General features: G+C 73.6%; 13 protein-coding genes and 1 pseudogene. 12 read left to right on the top strand and 2 right to left on the bottom strand.

Going from position 1 to position 18,612, the window contains the following annotated elements:
• The first annotated feature begins 37 nt into the window (after positions 1-37).
• From H297_RS0109385 to H297_RS0109415, 7 genes are all read left to right on the top strand, one after another.
• Positions 38-811, top strand: a complete 774-nt coding sequence (locus tag H297_RS0109385) for an adenosylcobinamide-GDP ribazoletransferase (protein WP_027736825.1) — start codon at positions 38-40, stop codon at positions 809-811.
• Positions 812-951: 140 nt separating this feature from the next.
• On the top strand, positions 952-2,541 hold the full coding sequence (locus H297_RS0109390) for a leucyl aminopeptidase (protein WP_027736826.1): 1,590 nt from the start codon (positions 952-954) through the stop codon (positions 2,539-2,541).
• A gap of 260 nt (positions 2,542-2,801) precedes the next feature.
• Entirely contained in the window at positions 2,802-4,190 is a 1,389-nt protein-coding gene (gene lpdA, locus H297_RS0109395; RefSeq protein ID WP_027736827.1) for a dihydrolipoyl dehydrogenase, read from the top strand.
• Between the two features lie 61 nt (positions 4,191-4,251).
• On the top strand, positions 4,252-6,039 hold the full coding sequence (gene sucB / locus H297_RS0109400) for a 2-oxoglutarate dehydrogenase, E2 component, dihydrolipoamide succinyltransferase (RefSeq protein ID WP_027736828.1): 1,788 nt from the start codon (positions 4,252-4,254) through the stop codon (positions 6,037-6,039).
• Positions 6,040-6,253: 214 nt separating this feature from the next.
• On the top strand, positions 6,254-6,883 hold the full coding sequence (locus tag H297_RS0109405; RefSeq protein ID WP_027736829.1) for a GntR family transcriptional regulator: 630 nt from the start codon (positions 6,254-6,256) through the stop codon (positions 6,881-6,883).
• Positions 6,884-7,595: 712 nt separating this feature from the next.
• Positions 7,596-10,301, top strand: a complete 2,706-nt coding sequence (gene aceE / locus H297_RS0109410; protein ID WP_027736830.1) for a pyruvate dehydrogenase (acetyl-transferring), homodimeric type — start codon at positions 7,596-7,598, stop codon at positions 10,299-10,301.
• A gap of 163 nt (positions 10,302-10,464) precedes the next feature.
• Positions 10,465-11,514, top strand: coding sequence for a WYL domain-containing protein (locus tag H297_RS0109415; RefSeq protein ID WP_027736831.1), 1,050 nt, complete (start codon positions 10,465-10,467; stop codon positions 11,512-11,514).
• On the opposite strand, the gene H297_RS0109420 is transcribed toward H297_RS0109415, so the two are convergent.
• Positions 11,505-12,452 carry an SDR family oxidoreductase gene (locus H297_RS0109420; protein WP_027736832.1) on the bottom strand — a complete coding sequence of 316 codons (948 nt, stop codon included), beginning with the start codon at positions 12,450-12,452 and terminating at the stop codon, positions 11,505-11,507. The genes H297_RS0109415 and H297_RS0109420 overlap by 10 nt on opposite strands.
• A gap of 220 nt (positions 12,453-12,672) precedes the next feature.
• Here H297_RS0109420 and H297_RS0109425 point away from each other — a divergent pair, with 220 nt between their 5' ends.
• Both H297_RS0109425 and H297_RS0109430 read left to right on the top strand, forming a co-directional pair.
• Positions 12,673-13,194: a DUF4240 domain-containing protein gene (locus H297_RS0109425; protein ID WP_199787174.1), complete on the top strand. Its 522-nt coding sequence runs from the start codon at positions 12,673-12,675 to the stop codon at positions 13,192-13,194.
• Positions 13,195-13,324: 130 nt separating this feature from the next.
• Entirely contained in the window at positions 13,325-14,212 is an 888-nt protein-coding gene (locus tag H297_RS0109430; protein ID WP_027736834.1) for a TIGR01777 family oxidoreductase, read from the top strand.
• A gap of 7 nt (positions 14,213-14,219) precedes the next feature.
• Here the strand turns inward: H297_RS0109430 and H297_RS0109435 are convergent, their stop codons facing one another.
• Positions 14,220-15,002, bottom strand: coding sequence for an SAM-dependent methyltransferase (locus H297_RS0109435; RefSeq protein WP_027736835.1), 783 nt, complete (start codon positions 15,000-15,002; stop codon positions 14,220-14,222).
• A gap of 376 nt (positions 15,003-15,378) precedes the next feature.
• Here H297_RS0109435 and H297_RS0109440 point away from each other — a divergent pair, with 376 nt between their 5' ends.
• The 3 genes and pseudogenes from H297_RS0109440 to H297_RS35490 all read left to right on the top strand — a co-directional run bounded on the left by H297_RS0109440 (position 15,379) and on the right by H297_RS35490 (position 18,550).
• Positions 15,379-16,971 (top strand): FAD-dependent oxidoreductase, encoded by a 1,593-nt coding sequence (locus H297_RS0109440; RefSeq protein ID WP_027736836.1) that lies wholly within the window; start codon positions 15,379-15,381, stop codon positions 16,969-16,971.
• A gap of 108 nt (positions 16,972-17,079) precedes the next feature.
• Positions 17,080-17,400: a hypothetical protein gene (locus tag H297_RS0109445; RefSeq protein WP_486589459.1), complete on the top strand. Its 321-nt coding sequence runs from the start codon at positions 17,080-17,082 to the stop codon at positions 17,398-17,400.
• A gap of 189 nt (positions 17,401-17,589) precedes the next feature.
• A pseudogene (locus tag H297_RS35490) lies at positions 17,590-18,550 on the top strand (DMT family transporter).
• The last annotated feature ends 62 nt before the right edge of the window (positions 18,551-18,612 follow it).

An 18,612-nucleotide genomic window follows, 5' to 3' on the forward strand; every position in this document is an offset into this window, starting at 1 on the left:
CGGGTGGCGCCCGTTCTGCGCGGGTAACGTGCTGGTCATGGACCGCTCCGCCACGCCCGCCGACGGCATACGTTTCGCACTCGGCACCTTGACGGTCCTCCCCGTCGAGGTGCCCCGCTGGGACAGGTCCGCCGCCCGGCTGGGCATGACGTACGCGCCGCTGGCGGGGCTCGTGGTGGGCCTCGCCGCCGCCGCGGTCGGCGCCGCACTCCTGCTGTGCGGCGCCTCCGCAGCGGTGGCCGCCGTCGCCACCGTGGCGGTCCCCGCCGTGCTGACCCGCGCCCTGCATCTGGACGGTCTCGCCGACGTCGCCGACGGACTGGGCAGCGCCAAGCCCGCCGACGAGGCGCTGCGGGTCATGAAGAAGTCGGACATCGGCCCGTTCGGGGTGGTGACGCTCGTCCTCGTCCTGCTCGGACAGGCCGCCGCCGTGGCGCAGTTGTACGGGCAGGGGTGGGCGCTCGGCACCGCCGCCGTGGCGGTCTCGGCGCTGGTGGGCCGGGGAGCGCTGACCCTCGCCGCCCGGGAGGGGGTGCCGGCCGCCCGCCCCGAGGGTTTGGGCGCCGTGGTGGCCGGAACGGTCCCGCGGGGCACGGCGTGGGGGGTGGCCGCGCTGGTGGTGGCGGTGTCCGTCGCAGCGGGTCTCGCGGGGCACCTCGCCTCGTTCGCGGTCGGTGCCGTACTGGGCCTGGGAGCCGCGGAGTTGCTGCTGCGGCACTGCGTGCGGCGGTTCGGCGGTGTGACGGGGGACGTCTTCGGTGCGCTGGCCGAAGTGGCCGCGACCTGCGCGCTAATGGTGGCGGGCTGGTGAACGGCCGCCCGCCGCACGGTCCGCACGGATGTGGCGGCGCCCGGTGAGCGGGCAGGAAACGGGCATACGATGCCCGAAGCGTCCTGAGCCGGAGACGCCTTCGCGCTCCGCGCCCTGTCAAGGAAGAAGGTCTTTCCCACGTGTCTGCACTGACTCTCAGCTCCTCGTCCGCGGCGACACTGCGCGCGGACGCCGTCGTCGTCGGAGTCGCCACAAGCGATTCCCACGGCAAGGCCGACAAGGCCGGAAAGGCCGACAAGGCCGACAAGGCCGACAAGAAGGCGCCGCTCGTCCTGGCTCCCGGTGCGGAGGCCGTGGACAAGGCGTACGGCGGCAAGCTCGCCGCGACGCTGGAGACGCTCGGCGCGAGCGGCAGCGAGGGCGAGATCACCAAGCTCCCGGCGCCGGCGAGCGGGGTGAAGGCCCCGCTGGTGGTGGCTGTCGGCCTCGGTGCGGCGGCGGACAGGAGCGAGCCGTACGACACCGAGGTGCTGCGCCGCGCGGCGGGTGCGGCGGCGCGCGCCCTGGCGGGTACCAGGAAGGCCGCTTTCGCACTGCCGGTCGCTGACGCGGAGGCGGTCGGGGCGGTCGGGGAGGGTGCGCTGCTGGGCGCGTACTCCTTCACCGCCTACAAGGGCAAGGACGAGCAGAAGAAGAAGGAGGCCCGCAGCGCCCCGCCGGCGGAGGTGGCGCTGCTGGGCGCCAAGCCGCGCGACAAGGCGCACAAGGCGGCCGTCGAGCGTGCCGCTGTGGTCGCGCAGGAGGTGCACCGCGCGCGGGACCTGATCAACATCCCGGCCAACGGTCTGGACCCCAAGGGGTTCGCCGCCGAGGCCCGCGCGGCGGCCAAGGAGTACGGCCTCAGCCTGGAGGTGCTGGACGAGAAGGCGCTGGCCAAGGGCGGCTACGGCGGCATCCTGGGGGTCGGCAACGGGTCGGCGCAGCCGCCGCGGCTGGTCCGGGTGGCGTGGTCGCACCCGAAGGCGAAGACGTCGCTGGCGCTGGTCGGCAAGGGCATCACCTACGACTCGGGCGGCATCTCGCTGAAGCCGGCCGGTCACAACGAGACGATGAAGTGCGACATGAGCGGTGCCGCGGCCGTCTTCTCGACGGTGGTGGCGGCGGCGCGGCTGGGGCTGCGGGCGAATGTGACCGGCTGGCTGGCGCTGGCCGAGAACATGCCCTCGGGCTCGGCCACTCGTCCGGGTGACGTGCTGACCATGTACAGCGGCAAGACGGTGGAGGTCCTCAACACCGACGCGGAGGGCCGGCTGGTGCTGGCGGACGCGCTGACGCGGGCCGGCGAGGAGAAGCCGGACGCGATCGTGGACGTGGCGACGCTGACCGGCGCGATGGTGGTGGCGCTGGGTGCCCGTACGTTCGGAATCATGGCCAACGACGACGCGTTCCGCACGGCCGTGCACGAGACCGCCGGCGAGGCGGGTGAGGACGCCTGGCCGATGCCGATGCCCGCCCACCTGCGCAGGGGCATCGACTCGCCGGTCGCCGACCTCGCCAACGTGGGTGACCGCATGGGCGGCGGGCTGCTGGCCGGTGTCTTCCTGAAGGAGTTCGTCCCCGACGGGACCCCCTGGGCACACCTGGACATCGCGGGCCCGGCGTTCAACGAGTCGGCGCCGTTCGGCTACACCCCCAAGGGCGGCACGGGGTCGGCGGTGCGCACGCTGGTCAGGCTGGCCGAGCGCGCGGCCGACGGCGACCTCGGCTGAGGCCGCCGGCACGCACGGACAAAACGGATGAAGTACGCAGAACGGGCCCCGCTCGCCCCCGGCGCGCGGGGCCCTACGCTCGGGTACCGGCCCCGCGTCCCGGTTTCCGTCAACAAGTGCGAAGATGGGTGACCGGCAGGACAGGGCCCCGCACGGCTTGACAGAAGCCTCGACAGGGCCGAGCAGACAAAGCGGCCGAACCTGAAGCCGCCCGGTCACAGGAGACCGGCTACGGCGTACCCATGCATGGAGGACGTGACGTGGCGAACGACGCCAGCACCGTTTTCGACCTAGTGATCCTCGGAGGCGGTAGCGGCGGTTATGCCGCTGCCCTTCGCGCCGCTCAGCTCGGTCTGGATGTCGCCCTGATCGAGAAGGACAAGCTCGGCGGCACCTGCCTGCACCGCGGCTGCATCCCCACCAAGGCACTGCTGCACGCCGGCGAGGTGGCGGACCAGTCCCGCGAGAGCGCCGAGTTCGGTGTCAAGACCTCGTACGAGGGCATCGACATGGCCGGCGTCCACAAGTACAAGGACGGCGTGATCTCGGGCCTCTACAAGGGCCTCCAGGGACTCGTCGCGTCCCGCAAGGTGACGTACGTGGAGGGCGAGGGCAAGCTGTCCTCGCCCACGTCCGTGGACGTGAACGGCCGGCGCTACGAGGGCCGCCACATCCTGCTGGCGACCGGCTCGGTGCCCAAGACCCTCCCCGGTCTGACCATCGACCACGACCGCGTCATCAGCTCCGACGACGCGCTGGTCATGGACCGGGTGCCGAAGTCCGCGATCATCCTGGGCGGCGGCGTCATCGGCGTCGAGTTCGCCTCGGTGTGGAAGTCCTTCGGCGCGGACGTCACCGTCGTCGAGGGCCTCAAGCACCTGGTGCCCATCGAGGACGAGAACAGCTCCAAGCTGCTGGAGCGCGCCTTCCGCAAGCGCGGCATCAAGTTCAGCCTCGGCACCTTCTTCGACAAGGCCGAGTACACGAACGACGGCGTCAAGGTCACACTGGCCGACGGCAAGGAGTTCGAGGCCGAGGTGCTGCTGGTCGCCATCGGCCGCGGCCCGGTCTCCGAGGGCCTGGGCTACGAGGAGGCCGGGGTCGCCATGGACCGCGGCTTCGTCACGGTCGACGAGTACTGCCGCACCAGCGTGCCCACCGTCTCCGCCGTCGGTGACCTCATCCCGACGCTCCAGCTCGCGCACGTCGGCTTCGCCGAGGGCATCATGGTCGCGGAGCGGCTGGCCGGTCTCAACCCGGTGCCGGTCGACTACGCCGGTGTCCCGCGGGTGACCTACTGCAACCCGGAGGTGGCCTCCGTGGGCCTCACCGAGGAGCAGGCCAAGGAGCGGTACGGCGCGGACAAGGTCGTCACCCTCAAGTACAACCTCGCGGGCAACGGCAAGAGCAAGATCCTCAAGACGTCCGGTGAGGTCAAGCTCGTCCAGGTCCGCGACGGCGCCGTGGTCGGCGTCCACATGGTCGGTGACCGCATGGGTGAGCAGGTGGCCGAGGCCCAGCTCATCTACAACTGGGAGGCGCTGCCTGCCGAGGTGGCGCAGCTCATCCACGCCCACCCGACGCAGACCGAGGCGCTCGGCGAGGCGCACCTGGCGCTGGCCGGCAAGCCGCTGCACTCCCACGACTGACCGCCGAGCAGTCACTCAGGGCGCGACCCATCCGCACAGTTCGTAAGGAGCAACCGAAACCATGGCGGTTTCCGTAACCCTGCCGGCGCTCGGCGAGAGCGTGACCGAGGGCACCGTCACCCGCTGGCTGAAGGCCGAGGGTGAGCACATCGAGGCCGACGAGCCGCTGCTCGAAGTCTCCACCGACAAGGTCGACACCGAGATCCCCGCCCCGGCCTCCGGCACCCTGTCCTCCATCAAGGTCGCCGAGGACGAGACGGTGGAGGTCGGCGCCGAGCTGGCCGTCATCGACGACGGCTCCGGCGCCCCCGCTGCCGCCGAGCAGCCCGCTGCCGAGCCCGCGCAGGCCGAGGCCCCCGCCCCGGCCCAGGAGGAGCCCGCCCAGGCTCCGGCCCAGCCCGAGCCCGCCGCGGCCCCCTCCTCCGGCAGCTCCTCCGGCTCCGCCGAGGGCACCGACGTGACGCTGCCCGCGCTGGGCGAGTCCGTCACCGAGGGCACCGTCACCCGCTGGCTCAAGCAGGTCGGTGACGAGGTCGAGGCCGACGAGCCGCTGCTCGAAGTCTCCACCGACAAGGTCGACACCGAGATCCCCGCCCCGACCTCCGGCACCCTGCTGGAGATCACCGTCGGCGAGGACGAGACGGCGGAGGTCGGCGCCAAGCTGGCCGTCATCGGTGCGGCCGGTGCCGCTCCCGCCGCCGCTCCGGCGCCGTCGGCCCCGGGCAAGCCCGCCGAGTCGGCACCGGCCCAGCCGGCGCAGGAAGCCCCGCAGGCCCCCGCAGCCCCGGCGCAGCCCGCGGCCCCGCAGACGCCTCCGGAGCCTGCCGAGGCCCAGCCGGCGCCTGCTCAGCCCGCCGCCCCGGCGCAGGCCCCGGCCGCCCCGGCCCCGGCGCCCGCGCCGGACAACGACGGCGCCTACGTGACGCCGCTGGTGCGCAAGCTGGCGGCCGAGCAGGGCGTGGACCTCTCCGCGGTGCGCGGCACCGGCGTCGGCGGCCGCATCCGCAAGCAGGACGTCATCGAGGCGGCCGACGCGCAGAAGGCACAGCAGGCACAGCAGGCCCAGGCCCCGGCGGCACCGGCGGCGGCCTCGGCCGCACCGAAGTCGCCCCGGCTGGAGGCGTCCCCGCTGCGCGGCCAGACCGTGAAGATGCCGCGCATCCGCAAGGTCATCGCCGACAACATGATGAAGGCGCTGCACAACCAGGCGCAGCTCTCCACGGTCGTCGAGGTCGACGTCACCCGCATCATGAAGCTGCGGGGAGCGGCGAAGGAGTCCTTCGCCGCCCGGGAAGGCGTCAAGCTCTCCCCGATGCCGTTCTTCGTGCAGGCGGCCGCCGAGGCGCTCAAGGCCCACCCGGCCGTCAACGCACGCCTCAACGACGACGGCACCATCACCTACCACGACGTCGAGAACATCGGCATCGCGGTGGACTCCGAGAAGGGGCTGATGGTTCCGGTCATCAAGGAGGCCGGCAACCTCAACCTGGCGGGCATCGCCCGCAAGACCGCCGAGCTGGCCAAGAAGGTCCGCGAGGGCGGCCTGGGCCCGGACGACATGTCCGGCGGCACGTTCACGATCAGCAACACCGGGTCGCGGGGTGCGCTCTTCGACACCATCATCGTGAACTACCCGCAGGTCGCAGAGCTGGGCATCGGGGCGACGGTCCGTCGCCCGATGGTCATCGACCACCCGGAGCTGGGCGAGACCATCGCCATCCGCGACATGGTCTACCTGACCCTCTCCTACGACCACCAGCTCGTCGACGGTGCCGACGCCGCCCGCTACCTGGCCGACGTCAAGGCGCGCCTCGAAGCCGGCGAGTTCGAAGGCGAACTGGGTCTGTAAGAGCCCCTGCGTTCACCTGACACCGATGCCCCCGCCACGCGTGGCGGGGGCATCGGTGTGCTCAGCCTGCGAAGCCGTCATGCGAGGACGGGACGCCTGCGCGTCCTCTGCCGATAAATGGGTGACCAGGACCTCACGGACCGCAGTGGCACCGCGTGCCGTCCTACCCCGTATCGTCTAGGGGCCCCACCCCCTCGTTGCGAGGAGCATCTTTATGACGCCGCCGGTCGTGCAGTCGCTGCGTGAGCAGATCCGGGAGCACATCGTCGAGGGGATCGTCAGCGGGCGCTGGAAGCCGGGCGAGCGGATCGTGGAGCGGCGGATCGCGGTGGAGCTGGAGGTCAGCCAGACGCCGGTGCGGGAGGCGCTGCGCGAGCTGGAGGCGTTGCGGCTCATCGAGTCGGCGCAGAACAAGGGCGCCCGGGTGCGGGAGCTGTCGCCGGCGGACCTGGAGGAGATCTATCCGGTGCGCGCCGGTCTGGAGCAGATCGCCGCGGAGTTGGCGGTGCCCCGCCTGGCGGGGGACGTCTCCGCGCTGCGCCCGCACGTGGCGGCGCTGTACGAGGCGGACCGGTGCGGGGACGGGGAGGCACAGGTGCGGCACACGGTGGCCTTCCACCGGGAGCTGGTGCGGGCGGCGGGCAACAGTGTGCTGCTGCACACCTGGGAGGGGCTGGGTATCGAGGTGTGGACGGCGCTGTCGATCCGCTGGCTGGGCACGGTGCAGCAGTCGTATGCCGAGGAGCACGAGGCGGTCCTCGCCGCGATCGAGCGGTGCGATGCGGGCATCGGTCCGCTGGTGAAGGAGCACGTGCTGGGGTGTGCTCCGGCACCCCGCGGGTGAGTTCCGCTGCGGGTGAGCTGTTCGGCCCCTCGGCCCTTGGAGTCAGCCGTTGCGGGAGGGTGCCGGTGGCCGAGTGCGGGTACGTGGGGGCTCGGCGCGCCCCTCCGGGGGCCTCGGCCCGGGGGCAGGGAGTCCGCCGTTGCGGGAGGGTGCCGGTGGCCGGGTGCGGGTGCGTGGGGGCTGGGCGCGCCCCTCCGGGCGCCGCGGTCCCGGGGGCAGGGAGTCCGCCGTTGCGGGGTGGTGCGTGGCCCGGTGCGGGTGCGTGGGGGCTGGGCGCGCAGTTCCCCGCGCCCCTTCGGGCGCCTCGCTCCCGGGGGGTCAGGAGCCCGCCGTTGCGGGAGGGTGCCGGTGGCCCGGTGCGGGTGCATGGGGGCTGGGCGCGCAGTTCCCCGCGCCCCTTCGGGCGCCTCGCTCCCGGGGGGGTCGGGAGCCCGCCGTTGTGGGAGGGTGCCGGTGGCCGGGTGCGGGTGCGTGGGGGGGCCGGCGTAGGGCTCGGGGGCCTGGCATTCGGTGCCTTTTTTCGGGGCACGGAATGCCAATTTCGGGTCGCGGGCGGTTTTTACCCTCGGATCCTTTGATCGATCATCGATCACGGGCGTAGAGTCCCTCCATTGGGTGCCCCCTGTCCTGCCCCCAGGGTTGTCGCACCCACCCGCTCAACCGCCCTCCCGACCCCGTTTGGAGGGGCCTACACGTCCGGAAGGTGGCCACCATGCCCGACGCCGTACACAACACTCCGAGCGAGCTCGACCAGCTCCCGGACCAGGACCCGCAGGAGACCGCCGAATGGCGCGAGTCCCTGGACGCGGTGACCGAGCACGCCGGCGCGGACCGCGCCTCGTACCTGGTGCAGCGCACCGTCGAGCACGCCCACGGCACCGGCCTGGACGTGCCGGAGCTGTTGGAGAGCCCGTACGTCAACACGATCCCGACCGACGCCGAGCCGGCCTACCCGGGCGACGAGGCGCTGGACCAGCGGATCACCGCCTGGAACCGGTGGAACGCCGCCGCGATGGTCACCCGCGGCAGCAAGGACGGGCTCGGGGGGCACATCGCCACCTTCGCCTCCGCGGCCTGGCTGTACGAGATCGGCTTCCAGTACTTCTTCAAGGGCAAGGACGGTGACGGGAGCGGCGACCAGATCTACGTCCAGGGCCACGCCTCCCCCGGCGTCTACGCCCGCGCCTTCCTCGACGGCCGGCTGACCGAGGAGCACCTGGACCACTTCCGCCGTGAGGCCGCGGGCGAGGGGCTGCCCTCCTACCCGCACCCGCGGCGCCTGCCGTGGCTGTGGGAGTTCCCGACCGTCTCCATGGGCCTGGGCCCGATCTCGGCGATCTACCAGGCGCGGTTCAACCGCTACCTGGAGCACCGCGGCATCAAGGACACCTCCGCCTCGCACGTGTGGGCCTTCCTGGGTGACGGCGAGATGGACGAGCCGGAGTCCACGGCGGCCCTCGCGCTGGCGTCCCGCGAGGGGCTGGACAACCTCACCTTCGTCATCAACTGCAACCTGCAGCGGCTCGACGGCCCGGTCCGCCCCAACTTCAAGATCGTGCAGGAGCTGGAGGCCCAGTTCCGCGGCGCCGGCTGGAACGTCGTCAAGGTGCTGTGGGGTTCGGCCTGGGACCAGCTCTTCCGACTGGACACGCAGGGGGCGCTGGCCCGCCGGCTGCGCGAGGTGCCGGACGCCCAGTTCCAGACGTACGCCACCCGCGACGCGGCCTACATCAGGGAGCACTTCTTCGGCGCCTCCGAGGCGCTGGGGCAGATCGCCGCGCAGCTCACGGACGAGCAGATCATCGAGTGTTTCCACCGCTCCCGCGGCGGCCACGAGCCCCGCAAGGTCTTCGCGGCCTACCGGGCGGCCGTCGAGCACAAGGGTGCGCCGACGGTGATCCTGGCGCAGACGGTCAAGGGCTGGTCGCTGGGCCCGGGCTTCGAGTCCCGCAACGCCAACCACCAGATGAAGAAGCTCACCAAGGACGAGTTCCGCGGCATGCGGGACCTGCTGGAGCTTCCCATCGAGGACGCGGCCATCGACGCCGCGGAGCTGGTGCCCTACAGCCACCCGGGCCAGGACTCCCCGGAGGTCGCCTACCTGCACGAGCGGCGCCGGGCGCTGGACGGTCTGGCCCCGGCGCGCACGGTGCGTCCTGTGGGTCTGCCCGCGCCGGCCGACAAGCCGTTCGAGGCGCTGAAGAAGGGCTCCGGCTCCCAGGAGATCGCCACCACGATGGCGTTCGTCCGGCTGGTCAAGGACCTGATGCGGGAGAAGGAGACCGGCAGGCGCTGGGTCCCGATCGTCCCCGACGAGGCCCGCACCTTCGGAATGGAGTCGCTGTTCCCGTCCGCGGGCCTGTACTCGCCCAAGGGCCAGACCTACGACCCGGTCGACCGCGACCAGCTCCTGTACTACAAGGAGGCGGTCAGCGGCCAGATCCTGAACGAGGGCATCACCGAGGCCGGCTCGCTGGCCGACTTCACCGCCGCCGCCACGTCGTACGCGACGCACGGCGAGCCGATGATCCCGTTTTACATCTTCTACTCGATGTTCGGCTTCCAGCGCACCGGCGACCAGTTCTGGGCGCTCGCCGACCAGCTCGGCCGCGGTTTCGTGATCGGCGCGACGGCCGGCCGCACCACGATGACCGGTGAGGGCCTCCAGCACGCCGACGGCCACTCGCCGCTGCTGGCCTCCACCAACCCGGCCGCGATGATCTACGACCCGGCGTTCGCCTACGAGGTCGCCGTCGTCGTCAAGGACGGTCTGCGCCGGATGTACGGGCCGGAGGCCGACGAGCAGGAGGACGTCTTCTACTACCTGACGGTCTACAACGAGCCGAAGGTGCAGCCCGCCGTACCGGAGGGCGTCACCGAGGAGCAGATCGTCAAGGGCCTGTACAAGTTCCGCGACGCCTCCGCCGTGGAGGGCACCGCGCCGGCGCCGTCCGACGCGCCCCGGATCCAGTTGCTGGCCTCCGGCACGGCGATCCACTGGACCGTCGAGGCCCAGCGGATCCTGGCCGAGGAGTGGGGTGTGGCCGCCGACGTGTGGTCGGCGCCGTCCTGGAGCGAGCTGCGCCGGGAAGCGCTGGAGTGCGACGCGGCGATCCTGCACGGCGAGGAGCGGGTCCCGTACGTGACGCGGACGCTGGAGGGCGCGCCGGGTCCGGTGCTCGCCGTCAGCGACTGGATGCGCGCCGTGCCCGACCAGATCAGCCAGTGGGTGGAGCAGGACTGGTCCTCGCTGGGCACCGACGGGTTCGGGCTGTCCGACACCCGCGACGCGGCCCGCCGCCACTTCGGGGTGGACCCGCAGTCGGTGGTCGTCGCCGCCCTGACCCGGCTCGCCCGCCGCGGCGAGGTCAAGGCCGAGGACGTCCGCAGGGCCGCGGAGAAGTACGGGCTGGCGTAACCTCTTCCGTCCCCGGGGCGGGCCCCGGGGCCCGGAGCAGCCGGAGCGCCGGGCGGGCCGATGCGGGCCCGCCCGGCGCTCTCGCGCTCCGGCGGGCACGGGGGCGGCCCGTACGGTACGAGGGAAGGCCGGGTGACGACCGCCGGCCGGGAGGGTGTGCGGGATGCGGGCGGCACGGCTGATCAGGATGGTGCTGCTGCTCCAGGCGCGGCGAGAGATGACCGCCGGGGAACTCGCCGCGGAGCTGGAGGTCTCCGAGCGTACGGTCTCCCGGGATGTGCTCGCCCTGTCCGAGGCGGGCGTGCCGGTGTACGCGGACCGGGGCCGCGCGGGCGGGTACCGGCTGGTGGGCGGGTACCGGACGCGGCTGACCGGGATGGGCCGCAGCGAGGCGGAGGCCCTGTTCCTGTCGGGGGTGCCCTCGGCGCTGCGGGACCTGGGACTGGACGACGCCGCCTCGGCGGCGCGGCTGAAGGTCTCGGCAGCCCTCGACCCCGCGCTGCGGGACGTCCACGAGGGGACGGCGCAGCGCTTCCACCTGGACGCGCCCGGCTGGTGGCAGGCGCCCGGGACTCCCCCGCTGCTCCCGGCGCTGGCCGACGCCGTCTGGTCGGACCGGCGGGCCGCCGTCCGCTACCGCCGCAGGGAGGAGCGGGGCGGCGGTGAGGTGGAGCGGGAGCTGGAGCCCTACGGTCTGGTGCTGAAGGCGGGCCAGTGGTATCTGGTGGCCCGGGTGCGGGCCGACCCGGGGCACCCGGTGCGGGACGCCGAGGGGCCCGCACCGGGCGAGGGCCACCGAAGGGTGTACCGCGTCGACCGGTTCACCGAGGTCGCCGTACGGGACGAGCGGTTCGAGCGCGACACCTCCTTCGACCTGGCCGCGTTCTGGGCGGACACGGCGGCGGCGTTCGCACGGTCCCTGCTCCGCCTGGAGGTGACGCTGCGGCTCACCGAGGCGGGTGCCCGGCGGCTGCGGTACGTCACCGACCGGGCCGCCGCCGACGAGGCGCTGGCCGCCGGGGTGCGGGACGCCGAGGGAGGGACGACGGTCACGCTGCGGGTGGAGAGCGAGGAGGTCGGCTACAGCCAGCTCCTCACGCTCGGCCCGGAGTGCGAGCTGCTGGCACCGCTGTCGCTGCGCGCCCGGTTCGCGCAGGCGGCACGGCGGACGGCGGCGCTCTACGCGGACGGGACCGACGCCGGTCAGCGGTAGCCGGTCACGTCCGCCGCCTTGCCCGCGGACTGCACCTCGACGAGGTAGCGCCAGGCGTCGGGAGCGGAGCCGTCCACATCGGTGAAACCGTAGACCCGGGCCAGGCCGCCGCTGGAGAGGGACTGCCCGTTCCAGCGCGCCACGTGCGGATCGGCGGCGAGGGCCGCCACGGCGCGGCCGGTGAAGACGGGGGTCTCGGAGATGGCGAAGTGCGGGTCGGTGGCGCAGCCGTCACGCCAGGTCTCCTCGGTCACCCCGAAGTAGGTGTCCAGCATCGCCTCGGAGCGCAGCCAGCCCGGAGTGAGGCACACGACGGTGGTGCCGTACTCCTCGGTCTCCTCGGCCAGCGCGCGGGCCATCCTCAGCGGCGCCGCCTTGGCCAGGTCGTAGAAGAGGGGCTCCCGGTAGCGCCGGTTGAACTCCTCGGTGCCGTCGGTCACCTCGATGAGCAGCCCGCCCGGTCGCCGGATCAGCAGCGGAAGGGCGCAGGCGCTGGTGACCAGGTGGCTGTCGATGCCGAGCCGCAGGGTGCGGAGCCCGGCGGCCAGGTCGTGCTCCCACAGTTTCCTGCCGAAGCCGACGAGGTGGTCGCCGCCCCACAGGTCGTTGACGAGAATGTCGAGCCTGCCCTGCTCCTCGTCGATGCGGGCCACCAGGTCGCGTACCTGTGCGGGCTCCAGGTGGTCGACGGCGACACCGGTGGCGCTCCCACCGCCCTCGCGGCCCGCCTCGGTCGCCAGCCCGGCGGTCCCCTCGATGGTCTCGCCCGCCCGGCCCACCTCGCTGACCCGCGCGCGGGTGGTCCGTCCGGTCGCGTAGACGGTGGCCCCGGCGCGGCACAGCTCCACGGCCATGGCCCGCCCCGCTCCCCGGGTCGCCCCCGCCACCAGGGCGACCTTGCCGGCCAGCGGGCCGGGGCCCTCGCTCGTCTCGTGCACGTGTTCCTCCTTTTCCTTCTTGCTGCGGATGCGGTGCCGTACGTACAGGGCGCCCGTTCCGTCCGGGAGCGCCGTACCGTGTGCAGGGCGCCCACGCTGACAGCGATACCGGACAAGGCGTGACGGGTATCGCAGACGGCACCTCGGCGGATAACGAGACAGCCGCATCTGGAGCAGTCCGGGTGCGCGCGGGGCGTACAGGTTGGATGCTGAGGGCGTGATGGACGAGACGGAGTTCTGGGAGCTGATCGACTCCACACGCCAGGAGGCCGACGGCGACCCCGAGGAGCAGGCGGACCTGATCGTCGAGCGGCTCACGCAGCTCGACCCCGAGGCCGTGACCTACTTCGCCCGCCACTTCGAGTCGCGCTACAACCGCGCCTGCCAGTGGGACCTGTGGGCCGCCGCCTGGATCCTGCTGGACGGGGCGAGCGACGACGTGTTCGACGCGTTCCGCTGCTGGCTGATCGGCCAGGGCCGGGAGGTCTTCGAGGGGGCGGCACACGACGCGGACACGCTCGCCGACCTGCTGGGCGAATTCGACGAGGAGCTGGACGGCGACGGTGAGGAACTGGGCTTCGCGGCCGACGAGGCGTACGAGCAGTTGACCGGCACCGTCCTGCCCGACCTCGGGCTGCCCGAGGCCCCGGCCGATCCCGACGGCGTCCCCCTCGACCTGGAGAACCCGACCGCGCTGGCCGAACGCCTGCCGAGGGTGTGGGCCCGCTTCCGCGCGGAGTGACCCGGGCCCGGACCCTGGTGCCCGGTGCCCGACGACGGCCCCCGGCCCACGCGGACGGCGTTCACCGTCGTCGGGACAGGCGGGGTCCGGCCGCCGGGCCGCGGTGCGGCGGATGCGTCAGGATGGGCGCATGCGCATCGCGGTCACCGGCTCGACCGGTCTCATCGGCACGGCACTCACCCGCTCCCTGCGCGCCGAGGGGCACGAGGTGCTGCGGCTCGTGCGGCGGCCCGCCGCGGCCGCCGACGAGGTCACCTGGGACCCGAAGGGCGGCCGGCTCGACACCGCGGGGCTCCTCGGCTGCGAGGCCGTCGTCCACCTCGCGGGGGCCGGGGTCGCCGACCACCGCTGGACCGCACGGTACAAGCGCGAGCTGCGCGACAGCAGGGTGCTGGGCACCAGGACCCTCGCGAGCGGTCTCGCCGCCCTGGAGAGCCCGCCCCACACCCTGCTGATCGGCACCGCCGTCGGCTACTACGGCGACACCGGGGACCGCGCCGTCGACGAGACGGCCGGCCTCGGCGAAGGCTTCCTCGCCGACCTGTGCCAGGAGTGGGAGGCAGCGGCCCGGCCCGCGAGGGACGCGGGCCTCCGCACCGTCTTCGCCCGCACGGGGCTGGTGGTGGCCCGCGGCGGCGGCGCATGGGGACGGCTCTTCCCCCTCTTCCGCGCGGGCCTCGGCGGCAAGCTGGGCGACGGCCGCCAGTACTGGAGCCACATCGCCCTGCACGACCACGTGGCGGCGCTGCGGTTCCTGCTGGAGAGCCCGGAGTTGGCAGGCCCGGTGAACCTGACGGCCCCCGAGCCGGCCACCAACCGCGAGGTGACCGCCGTCATGGGGCGCGTGCTGCACCGCCCCACCCCTTTCACGGTGCCCGCGCCCGTCCTGCGCGCCGTCCTCGGGGAGTTCGCCTCGGACGTGCTCTCCAGCCAGCGTGTGCTGCCCCGGCGGCTGCTGGACGCCGGGTTCTCCTTCGCCTTCCCCGACGTCACGGACGCCGTACGGGCCGCGCTGTAGGGGGCTTTCAGGGGATACGGGCCGCGGCCGCGTACGTCGACTCGTGCAGCTCGTCGTCGCGGGGCGTATCGGCGTCGGGCCACCAGTCCTGGACGGACACCAGGCCCGGCTCCAGCAGTTCGGTCCCCTCGAAGAAGCGCGCGATCTGTTCGGGAGAGCGCGCGGTGTAGCGGACGCGGGGGTACTGGCTGTCGCTGCTGGAGGTGGAGTGCGAGAGCAGCAGCACGCTGTCGGAGGGCATGCGTGCGCACAGCCGGTGCACGATGCCCAGCGCCTCGTCGAAGTCGTGGACGTGCCCCAGGCAGTCGCTGAAGATCACCCCGACGGGCCGGGACAGGTCCAGGTGCTCCCCCGCCGCCGCCAGCACCGCCTCGGTGTCGCGCATGTCGGCCTCGGCGCAGGCCACCAGGCCGCGACCCGAACCGGTCAGCGCGTCCTGGTGGCGTACGACGCGCGGATCGATGTCGAGGTAGACCGTGCGGGCGCCGGGCGCGTGGTGCTGCGCCACCTCGTGGGTGTTGTGCTCGGCCGGCAGCCCGGCGCCCACGTCGAGGAACTGGGAGATCCCGTACGCGGTGGCCGCCCGGCGCACGGCCCGCAGCAGGAAGGCGCGGGAGTTGCGGGCGTAGGCGCCGATCTGCGGGTAGGCGCGCCGCACGGCGTCCCCGGCGGTCTGTTCCACCAGCCAGTGGTCCTTGCCCCCGAGCCAGTAGTTCCACACCCCGGCGGCGGTGGGCTCGCGCGCGGGGCCGACCTTGCCGGCGAAGTCGGCAGGGTGCTCGTCGCTCATCTGCGGCTCCTGTTTCTCGCTGCCGGGCGGCGGGCTGCCGCGGCCGGCCGACGCCCATGGCACCACGCGGGCGTGCCCGGCGCGGCGACAAGCAGCGCATCAGTTCGGTCGGTCGATGGTCAAGGACCTTGGCCGGACGGCCGTGGACGGCGCCGGGCCACCTCCTGTCGGCGGCCTCAACGGCTGGGCGGCCGAGGGACGTTGACCACCGGCTCCCGTAACGGAGCGCCGTCGGGTATGCCTCTGGGCGCCCCCCGCGCGACGTACCGCGCACGCCGGTCACACACCAACCATCGAACACGGGTATGAGCGGCGCACGCCGGGGCATCAGGGAATGAGCAACCGGACCCGCACGCCGTCGACGTCGGGAGGAACAGTGCCGATCAGCAGCGCACAGACGAACCGCGCAGGCACGGGTGGTGGCGAGGGAGCGGATGCCGTCGGACCGGAACAGACCGTCGACGTCGTGGTCGTGGGCGCCGGCCTGGCCGGGCTGGCTGCGGCGCACCGGCTGACCGACGCGGGGCTGCGCGTCGCCGTCCTGGAGGCGGCGCCCCGGGTGGGCGGACAGTTGCGGACGGAGGAGGTGGACGGGTTCCGCCTCGACCGGGCGCCCGGAATCCTCGGCCTCGACCGCGACGGGGAGGCCCTGGCCCACCTGCCCGCGCTGGACACGCTGACGCTGCGCCCGTTCGCGCCGGGCGCGCTGCTGCACTGCGAGGAGGGCCGCACGCACCGTGTCGCGGCCCGCACCGCGCCGCGTGCCGCCGACCGCGCGGACAGCAACCACGCCGACAGCGACCGTGCGGGCCGCGACAACGGCCCCGGCGGTCCGGGCTGGACCGCGCCGTTCGATGTCCGGGAGGGGGCGGCCGGTACGGGCAGCCGGTTCCCCTGTGCCGACCGGCGCACGAAGGGCGCAAGGGGCACGCGGGGCGCACTGTCCACGGCGCGTGCGCTCACCGGCGCGCGCAGCCGCGCCGACATGTCCGACGCGTTCGGGCTGGCGCGCCTGCGCGGCGCGCTGGCGCGGTTCGCCGCGGTGCCGCCGCAGGCCCTGCTGACACGGCCCGAACTGCCCGCCGTACAGGCCCTGTCGGTGCGCGGGCTGCCGTCGCGTACGGCAGAGTCGCTGGTGCGTCCCCTGCTCACGGCGCTGCTGTCGGACCCGGAGCTGACGACCTCCAGCCGGGTCGCCGACCTGACGCTGCGCGGCTTCGCCCGCAGTGGCCTGGGCGTACCGGCGGGCGGGCAGGGCACCGTCTGCGAAGCGCTGGCGGACGGACTGCCGCCGGGCACGGTCCGCACGGGGGTGCGCGTCACGTCGGTGAGCACGCACGCCGTACACACCGCGGAGCACGGCACGTACGCGTGCGGCGCGGCGCTGGTGGCCACGGGTGCCCGCGCCGCGGCGCAGCTCCTTCCGGGGCTGCGGGTGCCGGACTTCCATCCGGTGACGGTGCTGCACCACGCCGTGGACGAACACCTGCCGCCCGCCGCCGCGGACCCGGCGGCGCCGTCCTTCACCGTGTGCGCCGGACGGTACGGTACCGAGCGCGGCCCCGTCAGCCACACCTGGGTGGCCTCGGCCGTGGACCCCGCACGCGCCGAGCCGGGCCGTGCACTGGTGACGTCGGTGGTGCTGGGCGAGCGGGCGGCGGAGCCGCCGGCGGCGCTGGACAAGGCGTCGCGGGCCCAACTGGGCGCGGTGCACGGCACCTCCACGGACCGCTGGGAACTGCTGACGGCGTACCACGATCCCGACGCGGTCCCGGCGATGCCGGCGCCGCACGACCCGCGCCGGCCGGTACGGGTGCTGTCGGGGCTGTACGTGTGCGGGGAGCACCGGGACACCAGCTCGGCGCGGGGGGCGGTCTGCTCCGCGGAGCGGGCCACGCAGCAGATCCTGCGGGACTTCGGACTGCCGCCCGCGCCGGTCCGCGGGCCCCTGGCAGAGGTCGCCGCATAATCGAACACAGATCCAGACCTCCACAGTGACCAGCGAGTTCTGTCAGTGGGGGCGGGTAGAATCGAAGCAGATCCACCGAAGCGCACCGCCGTTGGGGAGGAGCCGTCGATGACCGCTGTCCGTGCCCGTACCGCACGCTCACACACCCGTCCCGCTGCCCGCGCGCGGCACCAGCAGCCGCACCTGCCGGCCATGTCCACGCTGCCCGTCCTGCCGAAGAAGCCGCTGCCGGCCGGCCGTCCGCGCGCGTGGTACGAGGCGCACAACCGGCAACTCAAGGCGATGCGCATCGCCACAGCCCTGCTCGACACGGGCGTGTACACCGCCGAGCAGGCCTGTGACCACGCCATCCACGCGACGGCCGCCCGCATCGGCGTGCACCCGCCGTCGCCGGTCACCTGCCGTCTGATCCGCTCACTGCTGCCGTAACGGCGCGGCGTTCGGTCCCCGTCCGGGCGGGGACCGAACGCGTCGTCGGAAGACCGCTGGCCGTCAGCAGCAAAGGCGCCTTACGGCGCCCTGTCACACGCGTCCCTTCGCGGGGCCGGGGCAGGACCGGGCGAGGCACAGAGAGAGCCGGCGGATGAGGGCAGAAAGCCGGGGACCGAGGCCGCGGCGCTGGCTGCGGCGGCTGTCACGGTGGTGCTGTGGGCCTCGGCGTTCGTCTCCGTGCGGAGCGCGGGGGAACACTACCCGCCCGGCGCCCTGGCCATGGGGCGGCTCGGTGCGGGAGTCCTCGGGCTGTGCGCGGCGCTGCTGATCCGGCGGGAGGGGCTGCCGCCCAAGGCCGCCTGGCCCGGCATCGCCGTCTCGGGAGTTCTCTGGTCCGGCGGCTACACGGCTGCACGGTGGCGCTCAACCGGGGGGAGCAGCGGGTCGATGCCGGGACGGGTGCCCTGGTCGTCGACGTCGGCCCCCTCCTGGTGGCGCTGCTGGGCGGGTGGCTGCTCAAGGAGGGCTTCCCCTCCCGGCTGATGGCCGACCTCGCGGTCTCCTTCGCGGGCGCCGCCGTCGTCGGCCTGTCCGTCTCCCAGGGCGGCGGCTCCTCTCCACCGGGGGTGGCGCTGTGCCTGCTGGCCGCCGCCACCTACGCCATCGGCGTGGTGAGCCAGTAGCCCGCGCTGCGGCACGCCTCGCCGCTCCAGGTCACCGCCTTCGGCTGCCTGATCGGCTTCGCCGCGTGCCTGCCGTTCAGCGGCCAGTTGGTCCCGGCGGTGGGCGAGGCGCCGCTGCCGAGGTCCCTGAACGTGCTCTACCTGGGCCTCTTCCCGACCGCCCTGGCGTTCAGCACCTGGGCCTTCACCCTCTCCCGGACCACCGCGGGCAGGAGGGCGCCACGACGTACGTCGTCCCGGTTCTCGTCGTGCTGGTGTCCTGGCTCCTCCTGGACGAGGTCCCCGGCCGACTGACCCTCGCGGGCGGCCTGTTGTGTCCGACCGGCGTCGCCGTCTCCCGCTCCGGCCCCGGGCCCGGTACGCGGGTGGCGAGTTCGGCGGAGGCGCCGCCCGCGGACGCGGCTGCGGACGCCGCAGGCACGGATGGCTCCGCGGACACGCCGGAGACCACCACGACGACGTAGCCCGCAGGGGCGCGGAGCCCTCGTACGGTCCGGGCCGCGAGCACGGCGCGGCGGCCCTCAGC

The organism is Streptomyces sp. CNT360 (genome assembly GCF_000424785.1).